21 protein-coding genes and 1 tRNA gene are annotated in these 21976 nt (G+C 51.4%); 16 read left to right on the forward strand and 6 right to left on the reverse strand.

The window, feature by feature from the left end; all coding sequences use genetic code 11:
- Window positions 1-610: 610 nt before the first annotated feature.
- The 4 genes from lpcA to IEV97_RS19855 form a co-directional block, all read right to left on the reverse strand.
- Entirely contained in the window at window positions 611-1186 is a 576-nt protein-coding gene (lpcA, locus tag IEV97_RS19840; RefSeq protein WP_188503238.1) for a D-sedoheptulose 7-phosphate isomerase, read from the reverse strand.
- Window positions 1187-1194: 8 nt separating this feature from the next.
- Complete coding sequence (locus IEV97_RS19845; RefSeq protein ID WP_188503239.1) at window positions 1195-1536, reverse strand: hypothetical protein; 342 nt, start codon at window positions 1534-1536, stop codon at window positions 1195-1197.
- Between the two features lie 128 nt (window positions 1537-1664).
- On the reverse strand, window positions 1665-3503 hold the full coding sequence (locus IEV97_RS19850) for an ABC transporter ATP-binding protein (RefSeq protein ID WP_188503240.1): 1839 nt from the start codon (window positions 3501-3503) through the stop codon (window positions 1665-1667).
- Window positions 3504-3758: 255 nt separating this feature from the next.
- Complete coding sequence (locus IEV97_RS19855; RefSeq protein ID WP_188503241.1) at window positions 3759-5438, reverse strand: hypothetical protein; 1680 nt, start codon at window positions 5436-5438, stop codon at window positions 3759-3761.
- Window positions 5439-5659: 221 nt separating this feature from the next.
- On the opposite strand from IEV97_RS19855, the gene upp reads away from it, so the two are divergent.
- The 3 genes from upp (at window position 5660) to IEV97_RS19870 (ending at window position 7306) form a co-directional block, all read left to right on the forward strand.
- Window positions 5660-6316 (forward strand): uracil phosphoribosyltransferase, encoded by a 657-nt coding sequence (gene upp / locus IEV97_RS19860; RefSeq protein WP_188503242.1) that lies wholly within the window; start codon window positions 5660-5662, stop codon window positions 6314-6316.
- A gap of 15 nt (window positions 6317-6331) precedes the next feature.
- Window positions 6332-6775: a GNAT family N-acetyltransferase gene (locus IEV97_RS19865; protein ID WP_188503243.1), complete on the forward strand. Its 444-nt coding sequence runs from the start codon at window positions 6332-6334 to the stop codon at window positions 6773-6775.
- Window positions 6776-6853: 78 nt separating this feature from the next.
- Window positions 6854-7306: a hypothetical protein gene (locus tag IEV97_RS19870; RefSeq protein ID WP_229734058.1), complete on the forward strand. Its 453-nt coding sequence runs from the start codon at window positions 6854-6856 to the stop codon at window positions 7304-7306.
- A gap of 38 nt (window positions 7307-7344) precedes the next feature.
- Here the strand turns inward: IEV97_RS19870 and IEV97_RS19875 are convergent, their stop codons facing one another.
- Window positions 7345-8685, reverse strand: coding sequence for a DEAD/DEAH box helicase (locus IEV97_RS19875; RefSeq protein ID WP_188503244.1), 1341 nt, complete (start codon window positions 8683-8685; stop codon window positions 7345-7347).
- A 125-nt stretch (window positions 8686-8810) separates the two neighbouring features.
- Here IEV97_RS19875 and IEV97_RS19880 point away from each other — a divergent pair, with 125 nt between their 5' ends.
- From IEV97_RS19880 to IEV97_RS19915, 8 genes are all read left to right on the forward strand, one after another.
- Window positions 8811-9425, forward strand: a complete 615-nt coding sequence (locus IEV97_RS19880; RefSeq protein ID WP_188503245.1) for a hypothetical protein — start codon at window positions 8811-8813, stop codon at window positions 9423-9425.
- A 21-nt stretch (window positions 9426-9446) separates the two neighbouring features.
- Complete coding sequence (locus IEV97_RS19885; protein ID WP_188503246.1) at window positions 9447-10745, forward strand: serpin family protein; 1299 nt, start codon at window positions 9447-9449, stop codon at window positions 10743-10745.
- A gap of 91 nt (window positions 10746-10836) precedes the next feature.
- Entirely contained in the window at window positions 10837-12171 is a 1335-nt protein-coding gene (locus IEV97_RS19890) for a dihydroorotase (protein WP_188503247.1), read from the forward strand.
- 16 nt (window positions 12172-12187) lie between these two features.
- Complete coding sequence (locus IEV97_RS19895) at window positions 12188-12556, forward strand: DUF6980 family protein (RefSeq protein ID WP_188503248.1); 369 nt, start codon at window positions 12188-12190, stop codon at window positions 12554-12556.
- Window positions 12557-13006: 450 nt separating this feature from the next.
- Window positions 13007-13083 (forward strand) — tRNA-His (locus IEV97_RS19900).
- A 153-nt stretch (window positions 13084-13236) separates the two neighbouring features.
- The gene (locus tag IEV97_RS19905) at window positions 13237-14160 is read left to right on the forward strand and encodes a PfkB family carbohydrate kinase (RefSeq protein WP_188503249.1); all 924 of its coding nucleotides are present in this window, start codon (window positions 13237-13239) and stop codon (window positions 14158-14160) included.
- 153 nt (window positions 14161-14313) lie between these two features.
- Window positions 14314-14514 (forward strand): hypothetical protein, encoded by a 201-nt coding sequence (locus tag IEV97_RS19910; protein WP_188503250.1) that lies wholly within the window; start codon window positions 14314-14316, stop codon window positions 14512-14514.
- Between the two features lie 208 nt (window positions 14515-14722).
- Window positions 14723-15958 (forward strand): NAD(P)/FAD-dependent oxidoreductase, encoded by a 1236-nt coding sequence (locus IEV97_RS19915; RefSeq protein WP_188503251.1) that lies wholly within the window; start codon window positions 14723-14725, stop codon window positions 15956-15958.
- Here the strand turns inward: IEV97_RS19915 and IEV97_RS19920 are convergent.
- On the reverse strand, window positions 15955-17679 hold the full coding sequence (locus tag IEV97_RS19920; RefSeq protein WP_188503252.1) for a M61 family metallopeptidase: 1725 nt from the start codon (window positions 17677-17679) through the stop codon (window positions 15955-15957). The genes IEV97_RS19915 and IEV97_RS19920 overlap by 4 nt on opposite strands.
- Window positions 17680-17908: 229 nt before the next feature.
- Here IEV97_RS19920 and rpmH point away from each other — a divergent pair, with 229 nt between their 5' ends.
- From rpmH to IEV97_RS19945, 5 genes are all read left to right on the forward strand, one after another.
- Window positions 17909-18067 (forward strand): 50S ribosomal protein L34, encoded by a 159-nt coding sequence (gene rpmH / locus IEV97_RS19925; RefSeq protein WP_071594924.1) that lies wholly within the window; start codon window positions 17909-17911, stop codon window positions 18065-18067.
- A 41-nt stretch (window positions 18068-18108) separates the two neighbouring features.
- Window positions 18109-18513 (forward strand): ribonuclease P protein component, encoded by a 405-nt coding sequence (gene rnpA / locus IEV97_RS19930; protein WP_229734059.1) that lies wholly within the window; start codon window positions 18109-18111, stop codon window positions 18511-18513.
- Between the two features lie 30 nt (window positions 18514-18543).
- On the forward strand, window positions 18544-20193 hold the full coding sequence (locus IEV97_RS19935; protein WP_188503253.1) for a S41 family peptidase: 1650 nt from the start codon (window positions 18544-18546) through the stop codon (window positions 20191-20193).
- 105 nt (window positions 20194-20298) lie between these two features.
- Window positions 20299-20997, forward strand: coding sequence for a tRNA (adenosine(37)-N6)-threonylcarbamoyltransferase complex dimerization subunit type 1 TsaB (gene tsaB, locus IEV97_RS19940; RefSeq protein ID WP_188503254.1), 699 nt, complete (start codon window positions 20299-20301; stop codon window positions 20995-20997).
- A gap of 9 nt (window positions 20998-21006) precedes the next feature.
- Window positions 21007-21519 carry a DUF2480 family protein gene (locus tag IEV97_RS19945; protein WP_188503255.1) on the forward strand — a complete coding sequence of 171 codons (513 nt, stop codon included), beginning with the start codon at window positions 21007-21009 and terminating at the stop codon, window positions 21517-21519.
- The last annotated feature ends 457 nt before the right edge of the window (window positions 21520-21976 follow it).

The raw sequence follows: 21976 nt of genomic DNA on the forward strand, positions 1-21976 counted from the left end.
GCCCTGGCCGGGCGGGCCCTACTTTTTCCCTTGTTGAAAAAAGTAGGCAAAAAAATCAAGACGCTCCAAACTCGCTGAACGCTCGAACAGTGGAGCGCCACAGGGTGCACCTGGGACCGCTATCTGCTTTGTAGCTGGCGTGCAAGTTGCTCTTTCAATGCGTGCCAGTGGTGCGTGCTACAACGCCTATACTTGTATAATATTAGCTGAAAAAATTCCCCTCTCGAAAGGGGCAAGGGTAGGTATAACCAGTGTGAGTAATAAAATGCGACGACTATGAAGTTATACCCTCATCTGCAACGGCAAAATTCCCTTCTCGGGAGGGGCGGGGGTGGGTTAATTGTCCACCAAACTGAGGAAACTACGAAGCTATATCTGTAAAGTGGCAGTTACAGGTTCCCCGCCTTAGACAAGGAGGGGCTAGGGGTGGTTGGACCCGGTAAAGCAAAAAGGATGCTGCCGGAGCGAAGATTACACCTTATTACTGGCAGAGGCTAATTCCACTCTGCCAGTAATAAGGTGTAATCTTTAAAGGTAGGGGCAGGTTAAATGGGCATCAAGTAGTCGTCGGTCCTACCGCACCTGAAACCCACAGTTAGCCACAAACAGACTATTCACAAATCCGCTTCTCGATCAGCAGAATCAGGATGTGGATGACTTTGATGTGAATTTCCTGCACGCGGTCGGCGTAGCCGTGGTGTGGCACGCGCACTTCCACGTCGCAGAAGGCGGCCAGTTTGCCGCCGTCTTTTCCGGTGAGGCCCACGACCGTCATACCTTTGGCTTTGGCGGCTGCTGCGGCTTTGAGCACGTTGGCAGAGTTGCCGCTGGTACTGATGGCCAGCAGCACGTCGCCCTTGTTGCCCAGCGCTTCGATGTAGCGCGAAAAAACGTGATCGTAGCCGTAGTCATTGCCAACGCAGCTCATGTGGCTCACGTCGGAGATGGAGATGGCAGGTATAGCCTGACGGTTGTCGCGGTAGCGGCCGGTCAGTTCCTCGGCAAAGTGCATGGCATCGCACATGGAGCCGCCGTTGCCGCATGACAAAATTTTGCCGCCGCCCGCCACTGCATCGGCCATGGCATTGGCCGCTTTCTCGATGGCGGCAATATTGTTGGGGTCAGCTATAAAGTTGTGGAGCGTCTGTTGCGCTTCCTGCAGTTCCTGGAGTACGATTTGGGTCATGTATAGTATTAGTTGCTCGCTACAGCCATCTCCATACGGACAGATTCTTTGTAGCTGTTGCTTCTGTATTCCTGTTTGCGCTCATACAGATCGGCTTTCAGCTCGTTGATTTTTACCTGAGCCATGTGCCTGTCGTATTTGAGCGAGGTAATGTAAAGTTTTCCGATCAACAGTTTGACCAGCATCAACCCGGCGCCTACCGCTCCGAGTGTTTTGTAAAGGGTGAGCGCCTGCTCTTCAGTCGCGATCTCGAAGATGGTTTTGTGGTCCAGCAGGTTTGTTAGCAAAAGTGCTATAAACACGGCGTAGCAAAAAACGATAACATCCGAGATTGTCTTAAGTTCTTTCATGCTTTCAGGTTGGATTTTGGTGCAAAACTGTTTCGGGCTAATCTATAAAAAAATGTGAATATACCGAAATGTTGAGTCCAAAATTTAATCTAAAGCAAGAGTAAGTAACACTAAAGCGCCAAATGCTCTTAAGACACCAGTTGCATTTGTGTAAGTTTCGCGTACAATCCGCCGTGCTGCAGCAGGTCTTCGTGCGTGCCGCGCTCCACGATACTGCCCTGTTGTAATACTACAATCTCGTCTGCATACTGTATGGTGCTCAGTCTGTGCGCAATCACAACAGATGTTCTGTTCTTCATCAGATTGGTCAGCGCTTCCTGCACCAGTTTCTCCGATTCCGTGTCCAGGGCCGAGGTCGCTTCGTCCAGAATCAGAATAGGCGGGTTCTGCAGAATGGCTCTGGCAATGCTCAGGCGCTGCCGCTGTCCGCCAGACAGGCGGCTGCCGCGGTCACCGATCAGGGTCTGGTATCCTTCCGGCGCCTTCACAATGAACTCGTGCGCGTTGGCAATTTTGGCCGCCGCAATCACTTCCTCCTCCGTCGCGTCGGTTTTGTTGAAGGCGATGTTGTTGAAGATGGTGTCGTTGAAAAGGATGGACTCCTGTGTTACGACGCCTATCTTGTCGCGCACCGACTCCGTGGTATAGTCCCGTATGTCGTGGCCATCAATCAGGATGCTGCCAGCAGTCGGGTCGTAAAAGCGCGGGATCAGGTCAGCCAGGGTGGACTTGCCGCCTCCAGAAGGTCCTACCAAAGCTATGGTTTTTCCTTTCTGGATGTGCAGGTTGATGTCCTGCAGCACTGTGTGGTCGCCGTAGCCAAAGCGCACATCCTGGAACTCGATCTCGTGGCGGAACTCCGGCAGTACTTTCGCATTCGGTTTGTCTGTTACCTGCGGCTTGGTGTCGATCACCTTCAGAATGCGATCGCCAGAAACCAGGCCGCGCTGTATGTTGCTAAAAGCCGCCGACATGGCCTTGGCCGGCACGAGCACCTGCGAGAAGAGCACAATGTAGGTAATGAACTCTTCTGCTTTCAGTTCGGATTGTTGATTCAGAACCAGGTTGCCACCAAACCAAAGCAGACCAGCCACCACCGTCACTCCCATAAATTCCGAGAAAGGAGAAGCCAGGTCGCGTTTGTTGGCAATGGAGCGTTGCAGGTGGGCGTAGCGGTCGTTTTGCTGGTTGAATTTGTCAAGGATGTAAGGTTCGGCATTAAAGGCCTTGATCACCCGTATGCCGCTCAACGTCTCGTCGATAATCGTCAGGATAAAGCTCAGCGATTCCTGTCCCTGCTGCGCGGCCCGCTTCAGGCGCTTGGCTATACCTGCAATGAGTATACCCGATAGCGGAAGCAGGATCAACGTGAAAAGCGTGAGCTTAACCGACATGGTAAATAGCACCACAAAGAAGGCGATAATGGAGATGGGTTCCCGGATCACCACGGTCATGGTGTTCACCACTGAGTTCTCCACTTCCTGGATATCTACCGTCATGCGGGTCATCAGGTCGCCCTTGCGCTCGTTGCTGAAATAGCCTAGGTGCAGTTGCGTCACACGCTCATAGGTGGCATGGCGAATCTTCTTCACGACATGCGCCCGCAAAGCGCCCACCACTCTCAGCGCCAGGTATTTGAAAAGGTTGGAGAGAAAAACGGAGCACACAATGATGATACATACAAACAGCAAAGCGCCCTGCCTGCCTTTCTCCAGTATCACCTGCCCGAAATGGTAGTTGAAGAAATCCTTGAAATACTCAAGCGAGAGGCTGAACTCAGGCTTGGTGGTTACCATGGCGGCCGCATCGTCTGCGCCCACGGTTCCGAAAAGCACGCTGAGCAGCGGAATGAGGAGCGTGAAGTTGAGCAGGCCGAAAATAATGCCCAGCACGGTATAGATAGTATAAAGCGGCACAAAGCGACTGTAGGGCTTTGCAAACTGCAGTATCCGGAGATAAGTCTTCATGTTGTGTAGGCCATCCGTACCTCTCGCAGGTATAGGTGGCGGTTCCGGTTGCGTCCCGTAATGCACGGTTGGCTTGCCGGAAGTTTTTAAGTATTAATGAATTATAATATTATAGGCTGGGCTATACCTGTTGCACGCTTGGCCGCTGCAAAGATAACTAAAATGGAACAGGTATGTATAGCGGGCTTTTAAAACGAAAGCGGGGAGCCTTTATTTTCAAAGGCTCCCCGCTCCAGGTATGGCTATACCTGTCTCTTAAAACTCGTGCAGGCGCTGGGCGATGTTCCAGCGCAGTGCCACGGAGGTAAACACCGTATTTTTGTTCAGGGTGCTCACCTCAGCATCTGTGCGGCGGATGATCCCTTTCAGATCCACGAACAGGTTGTGCTTGAACTGGTAAGTGGCTGTCAGGTCGAGGTGCAGTTGGTTGGTGCGTATACCCTGGGCAATCTCGTGGCCATAGTTTCGCGGTCTTGAGTTATAGTCCAGGTTCACGTTGTTACCCCAGTTGATGGTGTCGCCCTCTGCCGTGATCTCGTCCTGACCGAAGCGGGTGGCGATGGCCTTGCCCACCAGGTGCAAACGTGGCAGCGGCTGGTAACGGGCTATACCTATAAACTCGTAGAGGTTGGCGCCCATAGGGTGGGCTAGCGGTTGACGGTTGTGCTGGTAGTTGGAACTGCCGTCGCGGTGCTGGTAGGTATACGGACGGATGATGTTCACCTCGCCTTGCAGGTCTAGATTGGAAAGACCGAAGGCGTCAATATACTTCGCTCCAATCTGACCGGCCTGCTTGTTCGCCCACCAGCCTTCACCCGATTTCACCTCGTTCAGCACAAACTCGTCGAGCACCAGCTGGCCGTAAAGCTGCGTGGTGTTGAAGAGGTTCCAGCGGAAATCGAGGCCCAGCATGGCGTTGTCCTGGCTGCCCAGGTTGTGCTCCACACTGCGGTAGAAGATGATCGGGTTGAGGTAATGCAGCTCGAATTTGCCTTTCTCTCGGCCGAAAATGATCTGCTCAAACAAGCCCACATTCAGGTTGTCGGTGATGTTGACCCCCAGGCGGTGCAAGGCCATGTATTTCTTAGGCAGCAAGCGATCCCCGCCACTACGACGGCGGTAGTCGGCGGTGAGTTCCTGAAACAGGTTCATGTAGTGCAGTTTCCAAACGCGGGTGTTCAACTTGAGGAAGAAAGCCGGGGGAGCGTAGTCGGAGTAAACGAGCGAACGGTAACCGTCGCCGATGACGTGACGGTCGTGGCCCAACTGTATTTCCACGTGCTTCGACAAGGAGTAGTTCATGTAGCCGCGTGCCGTCAGAAAATCGTAGCCATCGCCTTTGAACTTTTTCCAAAGCCCCTCGTGCGGCACCACGCCGTCTCGCTCAATGCGGTCCACCACATAATCGGCAAACTTCGCCTGGTTCTCGCCGATGAAGGTATAGAAGCCGAAGCGATCGTCGATGCTGCCTTCAAGCTGTATGCCACGTGTGTTGACGTAGCGTATGCCATCGCTCTGATTGTCGTGGCCCAGTTCCAGGTGCAGTACCGGGTTTACCCGCAACGTAAAATCTTCGGATTCATAATGATACAAGTCGGTCTTGTTGCGGTAAAACGTGTTGAAGATAGGGCGCTCGCTGATGTTGTCGTTGGCCTGGGAGGTGTAGTTCCAGTTGTCGTTGAGCAGGTACTGGATGTTGAACATGTCGGCGTTGGAGCGCGGTTCTCCTGTGGCGGCTTCGGCCAAAGCAGCCACGTCGCGTCGACCGATTGGGCGCACGTTGGTGTGCAGTTCCGGTACCTTCGTGCCCAGTTTGATCTGGTAGCGGTCGATCAGATGGTAGGTATCGCGGTCGTAAGGCACGTACACGTCCTGTGCCTGCACGGCGGGTATAGCCAGCAGACCAAATGCCATAGCGGCAAGTATATTTCTCATAGGAGGAAAGTTCTAATCAGGGGAAAGCGATTTGTAAGGTACTTATTTAGAATTCACAATATTAACAAAAACACATGAAATTGCATGCTCCTGCCTGCCGGTAGCAGGTATGGCTCAGCCTTATACAGGTATAGCGCCTGCCCGGTTTAACGTTTTTGAAAGCCGGAGATTGCCGTGAGTCCGAAAGACCGTATCTTTAGCCTACCAAAACAGCCACATCCATGCAAAACGATAACCTGCACATCCTCACCGCAACCCCATCGCTTGCCAACCATTTTGTAGCCGAACTGCGCGACGTGTCGGTACAGCACGACAGCCTGCGCTTCCGCCGCAACCTGGAGCGCCTGGGCGAGCTGCTGGCCTACGAGATATCCAAAACGCTGCCTTACGAAACCCACGAGATCGTGACGCCGCTGGCCACCACACAGACTCAGTTACTGACTGCCCAGCCGGTGCTGGCCACCATCCTCCGGGCCGGATTGCCTATGTACAACGGCATGCTCAACTACTTCGACAAGGCCTACAGCACCTTTGTGGGCGCTTACCGGGTAGAGGAGCAGAACACGGAGCTGCAGATCAACATGGAGTACCTGGCCTCGACGGACCTGCACGACAAGATCCTGATTCTGGCAGACCCGATGCTGGCCACTGGTCGCTCGCTTGTGAAGTCCTACAAAGGGATGCTACGCCACGGTAAGCCAGTGCAGGTGCATTTCGCCGCCGCCATTGCCTCGCCGGAAGGTATAGCGTATGTGCAACAGGAAGTGCCGGAAGCGCATATTTGGTTGGGTGCCATGGACGAAAGCCTGAACGAAAATTTCTACATTGTGCCCGGTCTGGGCGATGCGGGCGACCTGGCTTTCGGCCCGAAGGTATAGTCCTGCTTGACAACTATGATCAGGCCCTATACGCCAGCCGACCAGGAAGCGCTGCTGCAGATGCTGCGACTCAACACGCCCGCCTACTTTGCACCCGAGGAGGAAGCCGACTTCGTGCTATACCTGCAGGAGTGTCGCGAGGATTATTTTGTAGTGGAGCATGAGGGGCAGGTGGTAGGCGCCGGCGGCATCAATTACTTCGATGGCTATACCTGGGCGAGGCTGTCCTGGGATCTGGTGCACCCTGCGTTTCAGGGCAAAGGCATCGGCCGGAAACTGACGCTCTTCCGGATTTCAAAGCTGAAAGAAAGGCCCGGTATGCAATGGCTGCAGGTGCGCACGAGCCAATTGGTGTACCCCTTCTACCAGAAGCTGGGCTTTGAGCTGGAGAAAGTAGAAAAGGACTTCTGGGCGCAGGGCATTGATCTGTATCAGATGAAGATGAATTTAAACGCTTAGAACCATCGTCCGATGACATGCCAAATGCGGATCAGTCAGGTAAAAACAACCAAAGCACATCCCTTTTAGAGTAGCAGAGTGGTAGAGGAACTTCTCAAATACGCGTCAGTATACCTGATCAGCATGGTGAAATTCATAGGCGGCCCCCTGACAGGTATGTCGCTGGGGTTATCCTATTTAGAAACGGTATCTCTGACGATCGCCGGTATGATGACGAGCGTATTCGTGTTTTCCGTTATAGGGCGCGCCGCCTCCCGGTGGTACTCTGCGTACCGGCGCAAAGCCCAAAAGCCCGTGTTTGGCACCAAAACGCGCTTCATTATCCGGATCTGGCACAATTTCGGGATGTTGGGCGTTGCCTTCTTCACCCCGCTTTTGCTGACACCGATCGCCGGCACCATGATAGCCGCCGTGTTTGGCGTGCCCCGTCGTCAAATCCTGCTGTACATGCTCTGCAGCGGCATCCTGTGGGGTTTCATCCTGACCTTCCTCGTTTACCGCTTCCGGGAAGTGGTGCTGCAGTATCTGTAAACAAAAACACCCTGCCCTATCGGACAGGGTGCGCTCGCTTATTTTTTCTTCTTTTTTGTCTTTTGCCAGAAAGAGGCTCTCGGGTCGCGCTTGCTCTCCGGCCGCTTCTTAGGGATGGCTTTCTTCTCGTGGAAAGCGCCTTTGAAATCCGGGTTCTCGCTGCGTTTCTGGTGGTCGATGTCGCGGGCAATGGCCTGCTGCTCCTCAAACGTGATGTCGTGAATCTTTACCTCGGCTGGCATCGGCTCCTCCGGTATCTGCATCCGGATCAGCTTCTCGATCTTGCGTATGTGGTACATTTCCGCCGGGTTGGCAAAGGTAATGGCGGCGCCCACTTGCTCGGCGCGGCCGGTGCGGCCAATGCGGTGCACATAATCCTCGTACACAAAGGGCACGTCGAAGTTGATCACATGGCTTACCATCGTCACGTCTATACCTCTGGAAGCTACGTCGGTGGCAACCAGGAAACGTACGTCGCCTCCTTTAAAAGCCTCCATGGAGTTGATGCGGGTGTTCTGGCCTTTGTTGCCGTGGATGGCCCGCACCTCGCCGTACTCGCGTCGCTCCAGAAACTTGGCCACATTCTCGGCGTTTTTCTTGCTGCGGGTAAAGATGATCACGCGGTTGAAAGCTTCTCGATCCTGAATCAGATGCTCGAGCATGGCGATTTTGGTGCGCAGGTTCGGCACTTGGTAGAGTACCTGGCTCACGGTCTCGACCGGCGTGGCCTGCGGCGTGACCTCGATGCGGGTCGGGAACTCGAGAAACTCCTCCGACAGCTCCACCACCTTCGGGTGCATGGTGGCTGAGAAGAGCAGGTTCTGACGCTTGCGCGGCAATACCTCCAAGAGCTGACGGATCTGCGGCATAAAGCCCATGTCCATCATCTTGTCGGCTTCGTCGAGTACCAGTGTCTTGACCTCTTTTAATATTAGATCCCCTTTCAGGTATAGCTCCATCAGGCGCTTGGGCGTGGCGACCAGTATGTCGATGCCCTTGCTGAGGATCTCGATCTGGGTTTTGGGACCCAGTCCGCCGTAAATAACTGTATGGCGCAGGTCGGTATACTTGGCCAGCAACGTGATGTGCTCCTCGATCTGCATAGCCAGTTCGCGGGTGGGAGCCAGGATGATGGCGCGCGGGTTGGTGCCCTGCGCATACTTCACCTTCATCAGGATCGGCAGCAGGAAGGCCGCTGTTTTGCCCGTTCCGGTCTGCGCAATGCCCATCACATCGTGTCCGCCCATGATAACAGGTATAGCTTTGAGCTGTATAGGCGTCGGCTTCTCATAACCGGCCTCCTCAATGGCGTTGAGCAGCTGTCGGTTCAGCTTAAAATCCTCGAACGTGCTTATTTCTTTCTCCGCTTCTTCTGCCATGGTAGGTATTATTCAATTACAAAAATATTAGACAAAGGTACGGGAAAATTGTGGGAGCGGGATAAAGCTGAAAATTCTGTTTAAGAATTACAGTATCTTGAGGCTTATATATTGGAGTTGTCATTATGCTTAAAAAGATTCTTAAATGGTTGCTCATATTAGCAGGCCTAGCCTTCATTGGCCTTGTAAGTGTTCTTCTGATGATTATGGCTGCCTTTGGCGCTTTTGATAAGGAGTACACAATACAGGAACTAATAGCGCATTATGATTCCAAGCAAGCCGAGATGCTTGCACTCAAATCTTATTTCCAATCCATTGTGCCTGCCCATCACACTGTGAAAATTGAGTTTACAGATAATAACGAGCTAAACATTTTTCACATATCCACTCTAGACACAACCACAGGGAGCAAAATGCGGAATGACAATTGGGATTTGAAGATTAAATCTGCAAGGGTTGACTCTATGATTACTTCGTTGGGATGGTCACGTAAAACACTCAAGATCCTAAAAGCAAAATTGGATGAAGCCGGATGCATTTCGGTAACAAACAGCAGTCCTTTTAACATAGGCTTTCAGCGTAGCGGGATGGGCATGTATTTTTATAATCTGTTTGATAAGCCTATACCTGACAGCCTGAGGGCAAATTACGATGACAGCTGTACCTATGTGCTGTATACCGATCAGGTGGTACTGGAGTATGGTGGGGGAGCGGTCGGACCGCAGTGTTTCCCCTGGTAAACAGGATAAGTAAAACGCCATATGCAACCATCCCGCCCTGATCCGGGTCTTTCAGGTATAGCCCTTTACCTTAATCCGAAGTTATCCATGAATAAAAGCATATTTCTCTCAGGTATAGCCCTTGCGGCGATGAGTTTGTTTTCCGGTTGCCAGAAAGAGATGGTAGACGACGGACTGAATACACCCAACATCCGTCCGCTCACAGCACAGGAGCAGAAGACGGTGAGCAGTTCCAATGACTTTGCTTTCCGGGCTTTTGCGCAATTGAGCGAAGCAGAAGGAGCGGAGAATGTTTTCATCTCCCCCCTGAGCATCAGCATGTCGCTGGGCATGGCCTACAACGGGGCCGATGGCGAAACCAAAGAAGCGATGCGCCAAGCGCTGGGCTTTACGCTGCCCTCCGATGACGAGATCAACAAGTCTTTTAAGGACCTGGACGCGCTCTTAAAAGGGATAGACAAGCAGGTCGTTTTTACTTCGGCCAACTCGCTATGGCATAGCAATATGGTGCGACTGCAGGCGCCTTTCATCCAGACCAACAAAACCTACTTCGACGCCACCCTGCAGGGGCTCGATTTTGCCTCTCCAGCCGCAGTAGACCAGATCAACAACTGGGTGAAAAGCAAAACCAACGATAAGATAGACAAGATCATCGAGGAAATCGGGCGGGATGAGGTGCTGTTTCTGATCAACGCCATCTATTTCAAAGGCACCTGGACTTACCCTTTTGATAAGAGCCTGACCAAGCCGGGGCCATTCCAGCTCGAGAACGGCAACACGGTTACGCCTGAGTTCATGACGATGCAAAAAGGCGAATACATGCACTACCGCGACAATACCAAAGAACTGGTTGACCTGCCTTACGGAAACGGGCAGTACAGCATGACCATCGTGATGCCGGGCGGAGACAACAAGGTGCAGGATATTTTGCCGGAGCTGAATCCGACTAACCTGAATGCCTGGCTGGCCGGTGCGAAAAAAACCACCTGGGAGCTCCACATGCCAAAGTTTAACCTGGAGTATGAGAAAAAACTGAACGACATGCTGACAAAGCTGGGCATGGGCGTTGCTTTTACGAGCCAGGCCAACTTTAGCCGCATGATAGAGGGGCATGGCAGCGTGGCGATCTCCGAAGTAAAGCATAAAACCTTTGTGGAGGTGAACGAAGAAGGCACGGAAGCGGCCGCGGTTACTTCTACTGGTGTTATGGTTACTTCCTTGCCGCCTTCCGTACGCATCGACCGGCCTTTCGTGTTCATGATCCGGGAGAAATCCTCAGGCGCCATCCTCTTCATCGGCAAGCTGATGCAACCCGAATAGCGGCAGGTATAGCTTTTGCTTTTTCAGGTATAGCATTGTGCATGAAAAACGCTAATGTGTGTTAACTTTGTTGAGCACATACCTTAGCAGCATGAAATCTATCCTGATAAAGAACGCACAGCTTGTAAACGAAGGGAACACTACCACCGCCGATGTGCTGGTAAAAGACGGGCGCATCGAGCAGATCGGACCAGGTATAGCAGCCGAAGCCGACCAGACCATTGACGCTACCGGCCTGCACCTGTTGCCCGGCGCCATCGACGACCAGGTGCACTTCCGCGAGCCGGGCCTCACGCACAAAGCCAGAATTGAGACAGAGGCGAGAGCGGCTGTGGCAGGCGGCACGACTTCGTTTATGGAGATGCCCAACACGGTGCCCAACACTGTGACGCAGGAATTGCTTGAAGACAAGTATAAGATTGCTTCTCAGACCTCACTGGCAAACTACTCCTTTTATATGGGGGCCACCAACGACAACCTGGCCGAGGTGCTGCTCACCAACCCCAACACGGTGTGCGGCATCAAGATCTTCATGGGCTCTTCCACGGGGAACATGCTCGTGGACAACGAAGAGACGCTGGAGCAGATCTTCGCCAAGGCCAGGCTACCAATCGCCGTGCATTGCGAGGACGAGCAGACCATCCGCGACAACATGGCCATCTATGAAGAGAAGTACGGCGAGGATATCCCTATAAAGTGCCATCCCGAGATCCGTAACGAGACAGCCTGTTTCAAGTCGTCCTTTCTGGCCGTGAAGCTAGCCGAGAAGCACAACACGCGCCTGCACATCCTGCATATCTCCACAGAAGAGGAGCTCAAGCTGTTCCGTAACGATATTCCGCTCGAGCAGAAGCGCATTACGGCCGAGGTATGCGTGCATCACCTTTGGTTCGACAAAGAGGATTATGATACATACGGCACCCTGATCAAGTGCAACCCGGCCGTGAAAGAGCACCGCCACAAAGAAGGTCTGCTGCAGGGTTTGCTCGAAGACAAGCTCGACGTGATCGCCACCGACCATGCGCCGCATACCTGGGAAGAGAAGCAGGGCAAGTACAAGCAGGCGCCAAGCGGTGTGCCGCTGGTGCAGCATTCGGTGCAGATGATGCTCGAGTTCGTGAAGCAGGGCAAGCTGCCGATCGAGAAGGTGGTGGAAAAAATGGCCCATGCGCCGGCCATCCTCTTCAACGTGCGCGAGCGCGGCTACATCCGCGAAGGTTACTGGGCCGACTTGGTACTGGTGGATCTGAACAAACCCTATACCGTCACCAAAGACAACACCTACTACCTGTGCAACTGGTCGCCTTTCGAAGGCCATACCTTCAGCAGCACCATCACCCATACCTTCGTGTCCGGTCACCTGGCTTTTGCCAACGGGGAGTTTGACGAGAGCAAAAAAGGCGAGCGCCTTTTGTTTGACAGATAAATAAGTAGGTATAGAGATGGAACTAGAGCGATTCAAAGAGCTGCATGCCCGCTTCTTTGGGAAAGAGCTGCCGGAGGAAGTGCTGCAATCAGAGGAGTACGAAGCGTATGAAGAAGCGATTCACGAAGACGAAGCCTGCTACAACTGGGCAACAGCCGAAAAGCTGAAAAGCCGGGGATTCGACTATGAGAACTACTGCTGCCTGATGATGGCAGACAAGGTATACGAGAGCCTGGATGCGGAAGGGGAGATCAGGTATGATGATCCGGAAGTGATTATCAACAAATGGGACGAAGACTTTTACGGTATACCTGTACACAACGGCAGTGCTACGATGGTAGTGATCAACTACTGCCCGTGGTGCGGCACTAAACTGAGTAAGTAAGGGCCGTTCCATTATCCTAAACTATCCCCTTGAGGACAAGTGAGAACGGGAGTTCAAAACTTGCGACCAAGGGTCAATAGGGGTATATACTCAGAGATTAAATGCCAGCAATCTGCCAAATTGTAATCCCCTCTCACTTGTAAACACCCCTCTGCGCTCCCCTCAAGGGGAGAATTTCCTAGAATGAATCGGCCTAAGAGTAAGTAAGGGTCTAAAATTTTAAACTGTCATCCCGAAAACAGGAGAGATCCGGATCCATACCTGTTAGGTTATCAGATTTTTCCCTGGGGTCAAAATGACAGGAATTGCTAGTGACGTTGATAATGGCTTTATACCTAATAGCTTAGATGTTTTCGAGGACTAGGATTACGAACTTTATTCAAAAAAATGCCTCTCACGTATTGTAAATAAGAAAACGCCGCGTATATTTGCATTCTCAAACGAGACACGGTGGTTGTAGCTCAGTTGGTTAGAGCACCAGATTGTGATTCTGGGGGTCGTGGGTTCGAGACCCATCTTCCACCCCAAGCCCTTGAAGCAATCCTTCAAGGGCTTTTTTCATTTAAGGTAAATTGCTAAATGGCTGCATGGTTAAATTGTTGATACTAAGTACATTCGTGAAACAACAATTAAACAATTTAGCAATCAACAATTAGGTTAACAATCAACAATTCAAAAATATGAGCTTAGTAGTAGTAGGTTCGATGGCGTTCGACGCGCTGGAAACTCCCTTCGGGAAGACAGATAAAATTGTAGGTGGTGCGGCAACGTACATTTCACTGTCGGCTTCCTATTTCGTGAAGCCCGTGAATGTGGTATCGGTAGTGGGTGGTGATTTCGATCAGGACCACATCAGCCTGATGCACCAGCGCAACATCAGCACCGAGGGCGTTCAGGTAAAGGAGAACGAGAAGTCCTTCTTCTGGTCCGGCCGCTACTTCAACGACATGAACAGCCGCGAAACGCTGGTTACTGAGCTGAACGTGCTGGGCGACTTTGACCCGATCATTCCGGAAGCATACCAAAACTGCGAATTCCTGATGCTGGGCAACCTGGCGCCGCAGGTGCAGCGCACGGTACTGGAGCGCCTCAACAACCGTCCGAAACTGATCGTGATGGACACCATGAACTTCTGGATGGACATTGCTATGGACGAACTGCAGAAGACCATCGCACTGGTAGACGTACTGTCGATCAACGACGAGGAGGCGCGTCAGCTGAGCGGCGAGTACTCTTTGGTGAAGGCTGCCCGTAAGATCATGGCCATGGGACCAAAATACCTGATCATCAAAAAAGGAGAGCACGGTGCCCTGTTGTTCCACGAAGGCAAAGTATTCTTTGCGCCAGCCCTACCGCTGGAGGAAGTGTTCGACCCAACCGGAGCGGGCGATACCTTTGCCGGTGGTTTCATCGGCTACATCGCTGCCACAGGCGACATCAGCTTCGAGAATATGAAGCGCGCCATCATCCACGGTTCGGCCATGGCCTCGTTCTGCGTAGAAAAATTTGGTACTGAAAGATTGAAGAACCTAGACCAGCAGGAGATTGACGGCCGCGTGCAGCAATTTGTGAACCTGGTGGCTTTTGACACAGTATTGTCTTAATTATAAAGATTTTATATGTTAAAGAAAGGGAGGCTTCGGCTTCCCTTTTTTAATTTTAGCGCTCAGGTAGTTTGGTCGGAATTGCACTAAAATGCAACAAAGTGAAGGCTTAGTAGGTAAAACCAAGGTATACGATTACCTAACTTGAAAACGATGAGCTTAAAGAACGAAAATAAAAAAACGCTGGACGAGTTGAAGAAGAATAACCCGAAAGGAGAAGATCGAAATAAGCCAATGGGTAATGTAGATTCTCAGCCGAACCAGAATGCGTTGAACGCAGACGATACAAAAGTGCAGAACCCCAACCGCAACCTGGCAAAGGGCGGGAACAACACGCCTTACGACAAGAAATAGCCGTAAGGCAAATCAACCCTAACCTGGCAAAAGGTAGCGAAAGCACCCCTTACTATTAGTAAGCGAGCCAGGAATACAAAATAAGACTATGAAATAAGGAGAGGAAGGCCTACGGGCTTTCCTTTTTTTTATGCGCTTTTTTTGAGCAAGTATAGCGTTCGGCACGGATTTGCTGTTTATTTTTAGCTTCCTTCAATAAAACCAACGCATGCAGCACCACGACATTTGTATACTGGGCGCCGGACCGGGCGGTGCTTCCGCAGCCCTGCACCTAGCCAACAAGGGTATACCTTGCGTGCTCATCGACAAAGCCGTTTTCCCCAGAGACAAGGTGTGCGGCGATGCCCTGAGTGGTAAAGTAGTAAACGAACTGAAGCGGATCGACCCTGGCCTGCCCGCCCTGTTGGGGGATCAGAAAGAGCAACTGCCCTCGTGGGGGATTCATTTCATCTCGCCGGCCGGGCATAAATTGAGTGTGCCATTCAAGTCGAATTACGATGCTGCACAGGATGTTCCCTCCGGCTACATCTCCAAACGGATCGACTTCGACAACTTCCTGATCGAACAGGTAAAGCAGCGGCCCGAGATCACGCTGCTGGAAGGTATAGACATCGCGAAGGTGGAGCGCAACGCGCAGGGCTATACCCTGACAGACAAAAGCGAAGAGCATCAGATCAATACCCGTTTGCTTATTGCTGCCAACGGAGCGCATTCTGCCTTTGCGCGGCGCGAAGCAGGTATAGAACAAGAGCCCGCGCACTACTGCGCTGGCCTTCGGGCCTACTACAAAAATGTGGCGGGGCTCGACAAGGATAATTTCATCGAGCTGCACTTCCTAAAAGATTTCCTGCCCGGCTATTTCTGGATTTTCCCGCTGCCGGGCGGCTATGCCAATGTGGGCGTGGGCATGCTAAGTGAGACGGTAAGCCAGAAGAAAGTGAACCTGAAAAAGGAGATGCTCCGCATAATCGAAACGCACCCCGAATTCAAGCAGCGCTTCGCTGCTGCCGAACTGATGGGCGACATCAAAGGGTATGGCCTGCCACTAGGGTCCAAAAAGCGCGTGATCTCCGGCAACAACTACATGCTGGTGGGCGACGCCGCCTCCCTGATCGACCCCTTTACCGGCGAAGGAATCAGCAGCGCCATGATCAGCGGGCGTTGGGCCGCTACGCAGGCCGAACTCTGCCTGCAGCAGCAAAACTTCTCCGCTGACTTTATGCAAGGGTATGACAAAGCAGTGTATAACCGACTCTGGAAAGAACTCAAACTCAGTCGTCGGATGCAGCAGTTACTCGACTACCCCTGGCTGTTTAACCAGGTGGCAAGTAAAGCATCTAAAAACCAGGCCCTCGCCGAAACGATCTCCTGCATGTTCACCGACCTGGACCTGCGCGAGCGACTCAAGCAGCCGTCATTCTATCTCAAACTACTATTTAACTAAAACTCCTGCTTTAGCCAGCGCTTAAAGTTTTGCTTTTCAGCATCTTTCGCATCTGGACTTTTGGCAATGCTATACCTGGTGTAGTAGGTTTGTTGGCTGGGTTGTAGCCTAACGTGCCGCAGTCGCTTATTCCGGAAAAGCGTGAGTTCTATACCTTGGCGGAGGTCCATGTCTGCCAGCAGCGGCTGCAGGTTCTGTTCTATCTTCCGCCCATTTACCGCAATCAGCTCGTCGTCTACACTTAAAGCTGTGCTGGCAGGAGAGTCCGGAGCGATAGCGGTTACTTTGGTCGTTTGGGCATCCGCCACGATCTTAAATCCGAAGAGCCTTTCGGAAAGCAAGGCATTCTCTTCTGCGAGCAAAGTGCAGCCCACGTATGTGAGTGCCTCGTCCAATGCCTCCTCCATAGGGGCGGTGCCGTTGATATACTGCTCGAAATAATGCTTGAACTCTTCCCCACCGATACGTAGCACGAGTTGCTTATAGTCCTCCTCGGTATACCCGATGCCGCGCTTCCCAAAGTCTTCCCAAAGGTGCCGCATCACTGTGTCCAGACTGGCTTTGTTGTCGGTGGCACGACGTAGCTGCAGATCCAAGAGCAACGCGGTGAGGGCTCCTTTAATATAAATCGATACTTTACGATCCGGAATACCCGGTTTGTAACCATCCAGCCAAAGGTCGAATGACGAGTCGGCCACGGACATGTGGTAGCGGCTGTGGTCTGCGAAGTAGCGCAGCAGCGTCGTGTTGAGCTCTTCAAAATATTGCGCCGCCGTAAACACGCCTGAGCGGGCCAGCATGTAGTCGCCGTAGTAGGTTGTTATACCTTCCGCCACATAGCCTGTCCGGAAATAATTCTCCCCGGTAAAGTCGTAGGGCAGCATTTCCTTCGGCCGGATCTGTTTGACGTTCCACGTGTGAAAAAGCTCATGCGAGCTCACACCCAGAAACTCCTTATATAAAGCGGGCGTCATGAGCAACTCGCCAGGTCCGAGTGTGATGACAGTGGAGTTGACATGCTCCACCCCGTGGTAAAAACGGTAGGGGAGGATCTCGTTCAGATAATGATAATCCCCCACCGGAAAATCGCCAAACACCTCCAGTTGCTCCTTCGTGAAAGCCTCAAAATCCTTTTTGATCCGTTCCCAGTCCGGCCGGCAGTCGCCCTGTATCCAGATGTGGAAAGGTATACCAGCGACGGTATAGGTTTCTTTCTGAAGAGAGGCGCTGGCGATCAAAGGCGAGTCCACCAACTGGTCATAATTATCAGCTAGCAAGGTATGGTGAGCTGTTTCGGGCAATCCGCAGGCGATTTGCCAGTTATCAGGTATAGCAAGCTGCAGTTGCTGCTGTTCGTGCGCACGATCTTCCACGGCCATCAGGCAGTTGATGCCGTTCAGGTATAGCTGCTCTTCGTCCAGCCACGAGCCGCCGCCGTCCATTTGCCGGGCATAAAAACTGTAGCGAACCTCAATGCTTTCCGCACCACCAGCTTCCACCAGCCAACGGTCTTTGGTCACCTTGTGCACAGGTATAGCCACCCCATTGGCGCTGGCCGTAACACCGCGTAACTTCTGGGCAAAGTGCTGCAATTCGTAGCGGCCCGGTCGCCAGGCGGGTAGCTGCAGGTATAGCTCGTGTTGGTTGTTGTCCGGTATGGTAACCGTGATATCAAGGAAGTGCGTTAGCGGATTGACGTAAGATATATGGTGTCGGATCATAGCACGTGAAGGTATAGCGTTTGGGGTAAAATTAAGATAATCTGTGTTTAACGCAGGTATACGGGGTATAAGTATGGGCCAAAACAAGGTATAGCTACGCGCTACAAACAATTTTAAATGATGTACAGGCCCTTTTTTCTGTATTTTTTGAAATAATATAGGACGTGGGATTGCTATTTTAGAAAAGCTTCCCTAATTTTGCAGGCCATAATAAAACCATTGGCATCCGATGAAAAGAACATTCCAGCCTTCGCAGAGAAAAAGAAGAAATAAGCACGGTTTCAGATCAAGAATGGAAACCGCTAACGGAAGAAGAGTACTAGCTAGCAGAAGAGCTAAAGGCAGAAAGAAACTTTCTGTTTCTGACGAAAGAAGACACAAAGCTTAGTAATCTGGTTGTGCTTTGCTCAGCCCGGAGCCGTCATGCGTATGGATCCAGCTAAAGACAAACCAGCAGAGCAGCCGATTTCTTATACATATTCGAAAGAAGAACGCTTGTGCAGTAAGCGCCTTATCACGCTGCTGTTTAGCAAGGGTTCTTCTTTTAATTTGTATCCGCTCAGGTTCGTGTACCACACGCCCGAAGCACCTCTTTCCGAAAGTACGCAGTTGGTCATTTCCGTTTCGAAGCGCAACTTTAAGCGTGCCGTTGACCGGAACCGCCTGAAGCGCCAGATACGTGAGGCTTACCGCCTTAATAAGCACCTGCTTACCCAAAATCAAGGACGGGCACCCCGCCTCCTGGCCATTATTTATATCGGCAAGGAAAAAAAATCCTTTGATACAATCCAAAAAAAACTAATTTCCGGTTTGGAACGTTGTTTGACTAGATAGTCTTACCCCGCTCCCTAAACCTGAAATTCTATGTATAAGAAGTTAATAGCTGGTGTCCTTGCCGGCAGCTTAGCACTGACCCTCTTCTCCTTTAAGAGCGAGTCGGAGCGCTATTTCGAAATTGCCAAAAACCTCGACGTTTTTGCCACGCTTTTCAAAGAAGTAAATACCTATTATGTAGACGAAGTGCCGCCGTCCAAACTGGTGCGCACAGGTATAGACGCGATGCTCAAGTCGCTCGACCCCTATACCAACTACATCCCAGAAGACGATATTGAAGATTTTCGCACCATGACCACCGGACAGTACGGCGGCATTGGCGCACTCATTGGCAGCCGCGACAACAAAATTGTGGTGCAGATGCCCTATGAGAACTCTCCGGCGCACAAGGCGGGCCTGGTAATCGGCGACGAGATCACCAAAATAGACGGGGTAAACGTTTCCAGCAAGACGACTTCTGAAGTGAGCAAGCTGTTGAAGGGGCAGGCCAACTCTGTTGTAAAACTCGAGGTGCGCAGCTACGGACAGTCGAAGCCAAGAACAGTGGAACTGACCCGTGCCAACATCATGGTCGACAACGTGCCTTATTATGGCATGATTGACAATGAGATCGGTTACTTCCAGCTGTCGGGTTTCACAGTGGATGCTTCTAAAGAGGTAAGAACGGCTGTGCAAAAGCTGAAAGAGCAGGGAGCTAAAAAGATCATTTTCGATTTGCGCGATAATCCGGGTGGCTTGCTGCACGAAGCAGTGAACATCTCCAACTTGTTTGTTGACAAGGGCAGCGACATTGTTAGTACCAAAGGCAAAGTAAAGGAGTGGAACAAAACCTACAAAGCGCTGGACGAACCACTTGACAAGACCGTGCCGATGGTGATCCTGACCAGCTCGCGTAGTGCTTCGGCTTCTGAGATCGTGGCTGGTGTGATGCAGGACTATGACCGGGCTGTGCTGGTAGGGGAGCGCACTTTCGGCAAGGGCCTAGTGCAGGCAACCCGTCCGCTTTCCTATAACTCACAACTGAAAGTAACAACTGCTAAATACTACATCCCAAGCGGCCGCAGTATACAGGCCATCGACTACCAGCACCGCAACGAGGACGGCAGCGCCGGCAAAATTCCGGATTCGCTCAAGGTGGCCCATAAAACAGCCGGAGGTCGCATCGTGTACGATGGCGGAGGCGTTAGCCCGGATGTGGAAGTTACCCGCAAGGCTTACTCCGAAATTGCCAGAACAATCGCGATGAAGGGTTATTTCTTTGAGTACGCCAACAAGTATAGAGCAGAAAACCCGACTATACCTTCAGCCAAGCAGTTTAAGCTGACAGATGCTGACTACCAGAAGTTCATCGCCTTCCTGGATAACAAAGATGTGAACTACACCACCAAAGTAGAGCGCGAGCTGGAGGAACTGACCGAGCAGGCGAAAGATGGAAAGCACCTGGACGACATCAAACTGGAGCTGGATGCCATTAAGAAAAAGGTGTCGCACAACAAGTCGAATGACCTGATGCGCTTCCGTGCCGAGATACAGGAAATGCTCGAGGCAGAAATCGCCTCCCGTTACTACCTGCAGAAAGGCTACATCGAATCTTCGTTCGATGATGATCCGGATATTCTGATGGCCAAGCGTGTGCTCAGCAATCAGCAGGAGTATGCGTCATACCTGAAAGTGAAGTAAGAAAACAAGGTATAAGCAAAAGGGTGATGCCGGTACGGTGTCACCTTTTTTGTTTCCTGCTCTTTCGGACGTACTTTTGTAGTATCATTCAACACAAGTTCAATTATGCCATTACTGCTTGCGCTCGAAACTTCGTCTAACGTATGTTCTGTTGCCTTATATAAAGGAGCGGACTTACTGGGTGCTTCCGAGCTGCAGATCGAAAAGTCTCATTCTTCCCATATCACGGTCATGATTTCGCAGCTGGTTGAGAACTGTGGCTATACCTTGCACGACTTGAGCGCTGTGGCTGTTTCAGGCGGGCCTGGTTCCTATACCGGTTTGCGCATCGGCAGCTCTACTGCCAAAGGCCTTTGCTACTCACTCGATATTCCGCTGCTGGAAGTGTCTACTTTATATGGGTTGGCTAAGCAAGCCATAGACGGAGTACCCAATGCGCAGGAATACCTGTTTTGTCCCATGATGGATGCCCGACGCATGGAAGTCTATACCTGTTTGCTCAATGCTAACCTGGAGGAGCAACTGCCTGTAGCGCCTGTGGTGTTAGACGAGCAGAGTTTTCAGGAAGAGCTAGCGCGGCAGCCGATCATTTTCTTCGGCAATGGCGCCGCCAAGTTCAAAAAACTGCAGGAAGGCAATGCCAATGCGCTCTTTATTGATAGTATACAGCCATCAGCCAAGCCAATCGGACAGCTGTCCTTGCTGAAGTATGAGCAGCAGGCCTTTGAAGATGTGGCCTATTATGAACCCTTCTACCTGAAGGATGTTTATATAACGAGTCCTACTAAGAACACGATTAAATAAGCTAGAGCAATGTCAGATATAATTAACAAGGTAGCGCAAAGCGCACTCGTGACCCTCAACCTGGAAGAGTTGCTTCATCCGGGAGAGCGCGTGGTATATGATATAAAGGACAACCTGTTTCAGGGCCTGATCCTGCGCGAGAAGGATTTCCGGGCTTTTGTGAAAGACCATGACTGGTCGGTGTATGCCGGTAAGAACGTCGCCATCATCTGCTCTGTAGATGCCATCGTACCGACCTGGGCCTACATGTTACTGGCCACAAAACTGCAGGCACATGCCAACTACTATGTATTCGGAGATCTGGAAGCATTAGAGCAAGCCCTCATGCAGGAAGCAATTGCTAAAATAGACCCGGAAGAATACCGCGATGGTAAAGTAGTTATTAAAGGATGCGGCAGTATACCTGTCCCGACATACGCTTATGTAGAGATCATGCGAAAGCTGTCGCCGGTGGTAAGCAGTCTGATGTATGGTGAACCATGCAGTACAGTGCCTTTATATAAGAGACCAAAGACAGCATAAGTAAATCCAGGAATTCACTATAGTTAAAAAGCCCTTTCCCAAACGAGAGGGCTTTTGCTTTGAAAAGGGGGGTAGGTATAGATGTTCAGTAGCCTTCCAAACAGTTGTGAAGAGAAAAGTAAAACTTTTTGAAAAAAATATGTGGGTAGGGAACTTCCAGAGGAGTTATTACTGTTACACTCTAGCGCGGCAAGTACTGAGGCGCCAGGCATAGGGAATTCCCACAGAAAGCAAAAGCTCTCTCCTTATGCTAATACAGACCACACAACCTTTATAGAGAGTTTTTGAAGCTCTGAAAACAAACCGAACTTTTAGCAATGCGGGTTAATTGACCTGCTTTACTAAAAGGAGGTAGAGTGCCTGAAGAAACTTTAAAACTATTTTGAAGATTTCGGCGGTGCCCCACAGGCAGTTAGGCGGAACCTGCCGGAAACGGAGGGGAAAGTTAACACAGGGT

The organism is Pontibacter amylolyticus (assembly GCF_014638845.1).
GTDB lineage: Bacteria > Bacteroidota > Bacteroidia > Cytophagales > Hymenobacteraceae > Pontibacter > Pontibacter amylolyticus.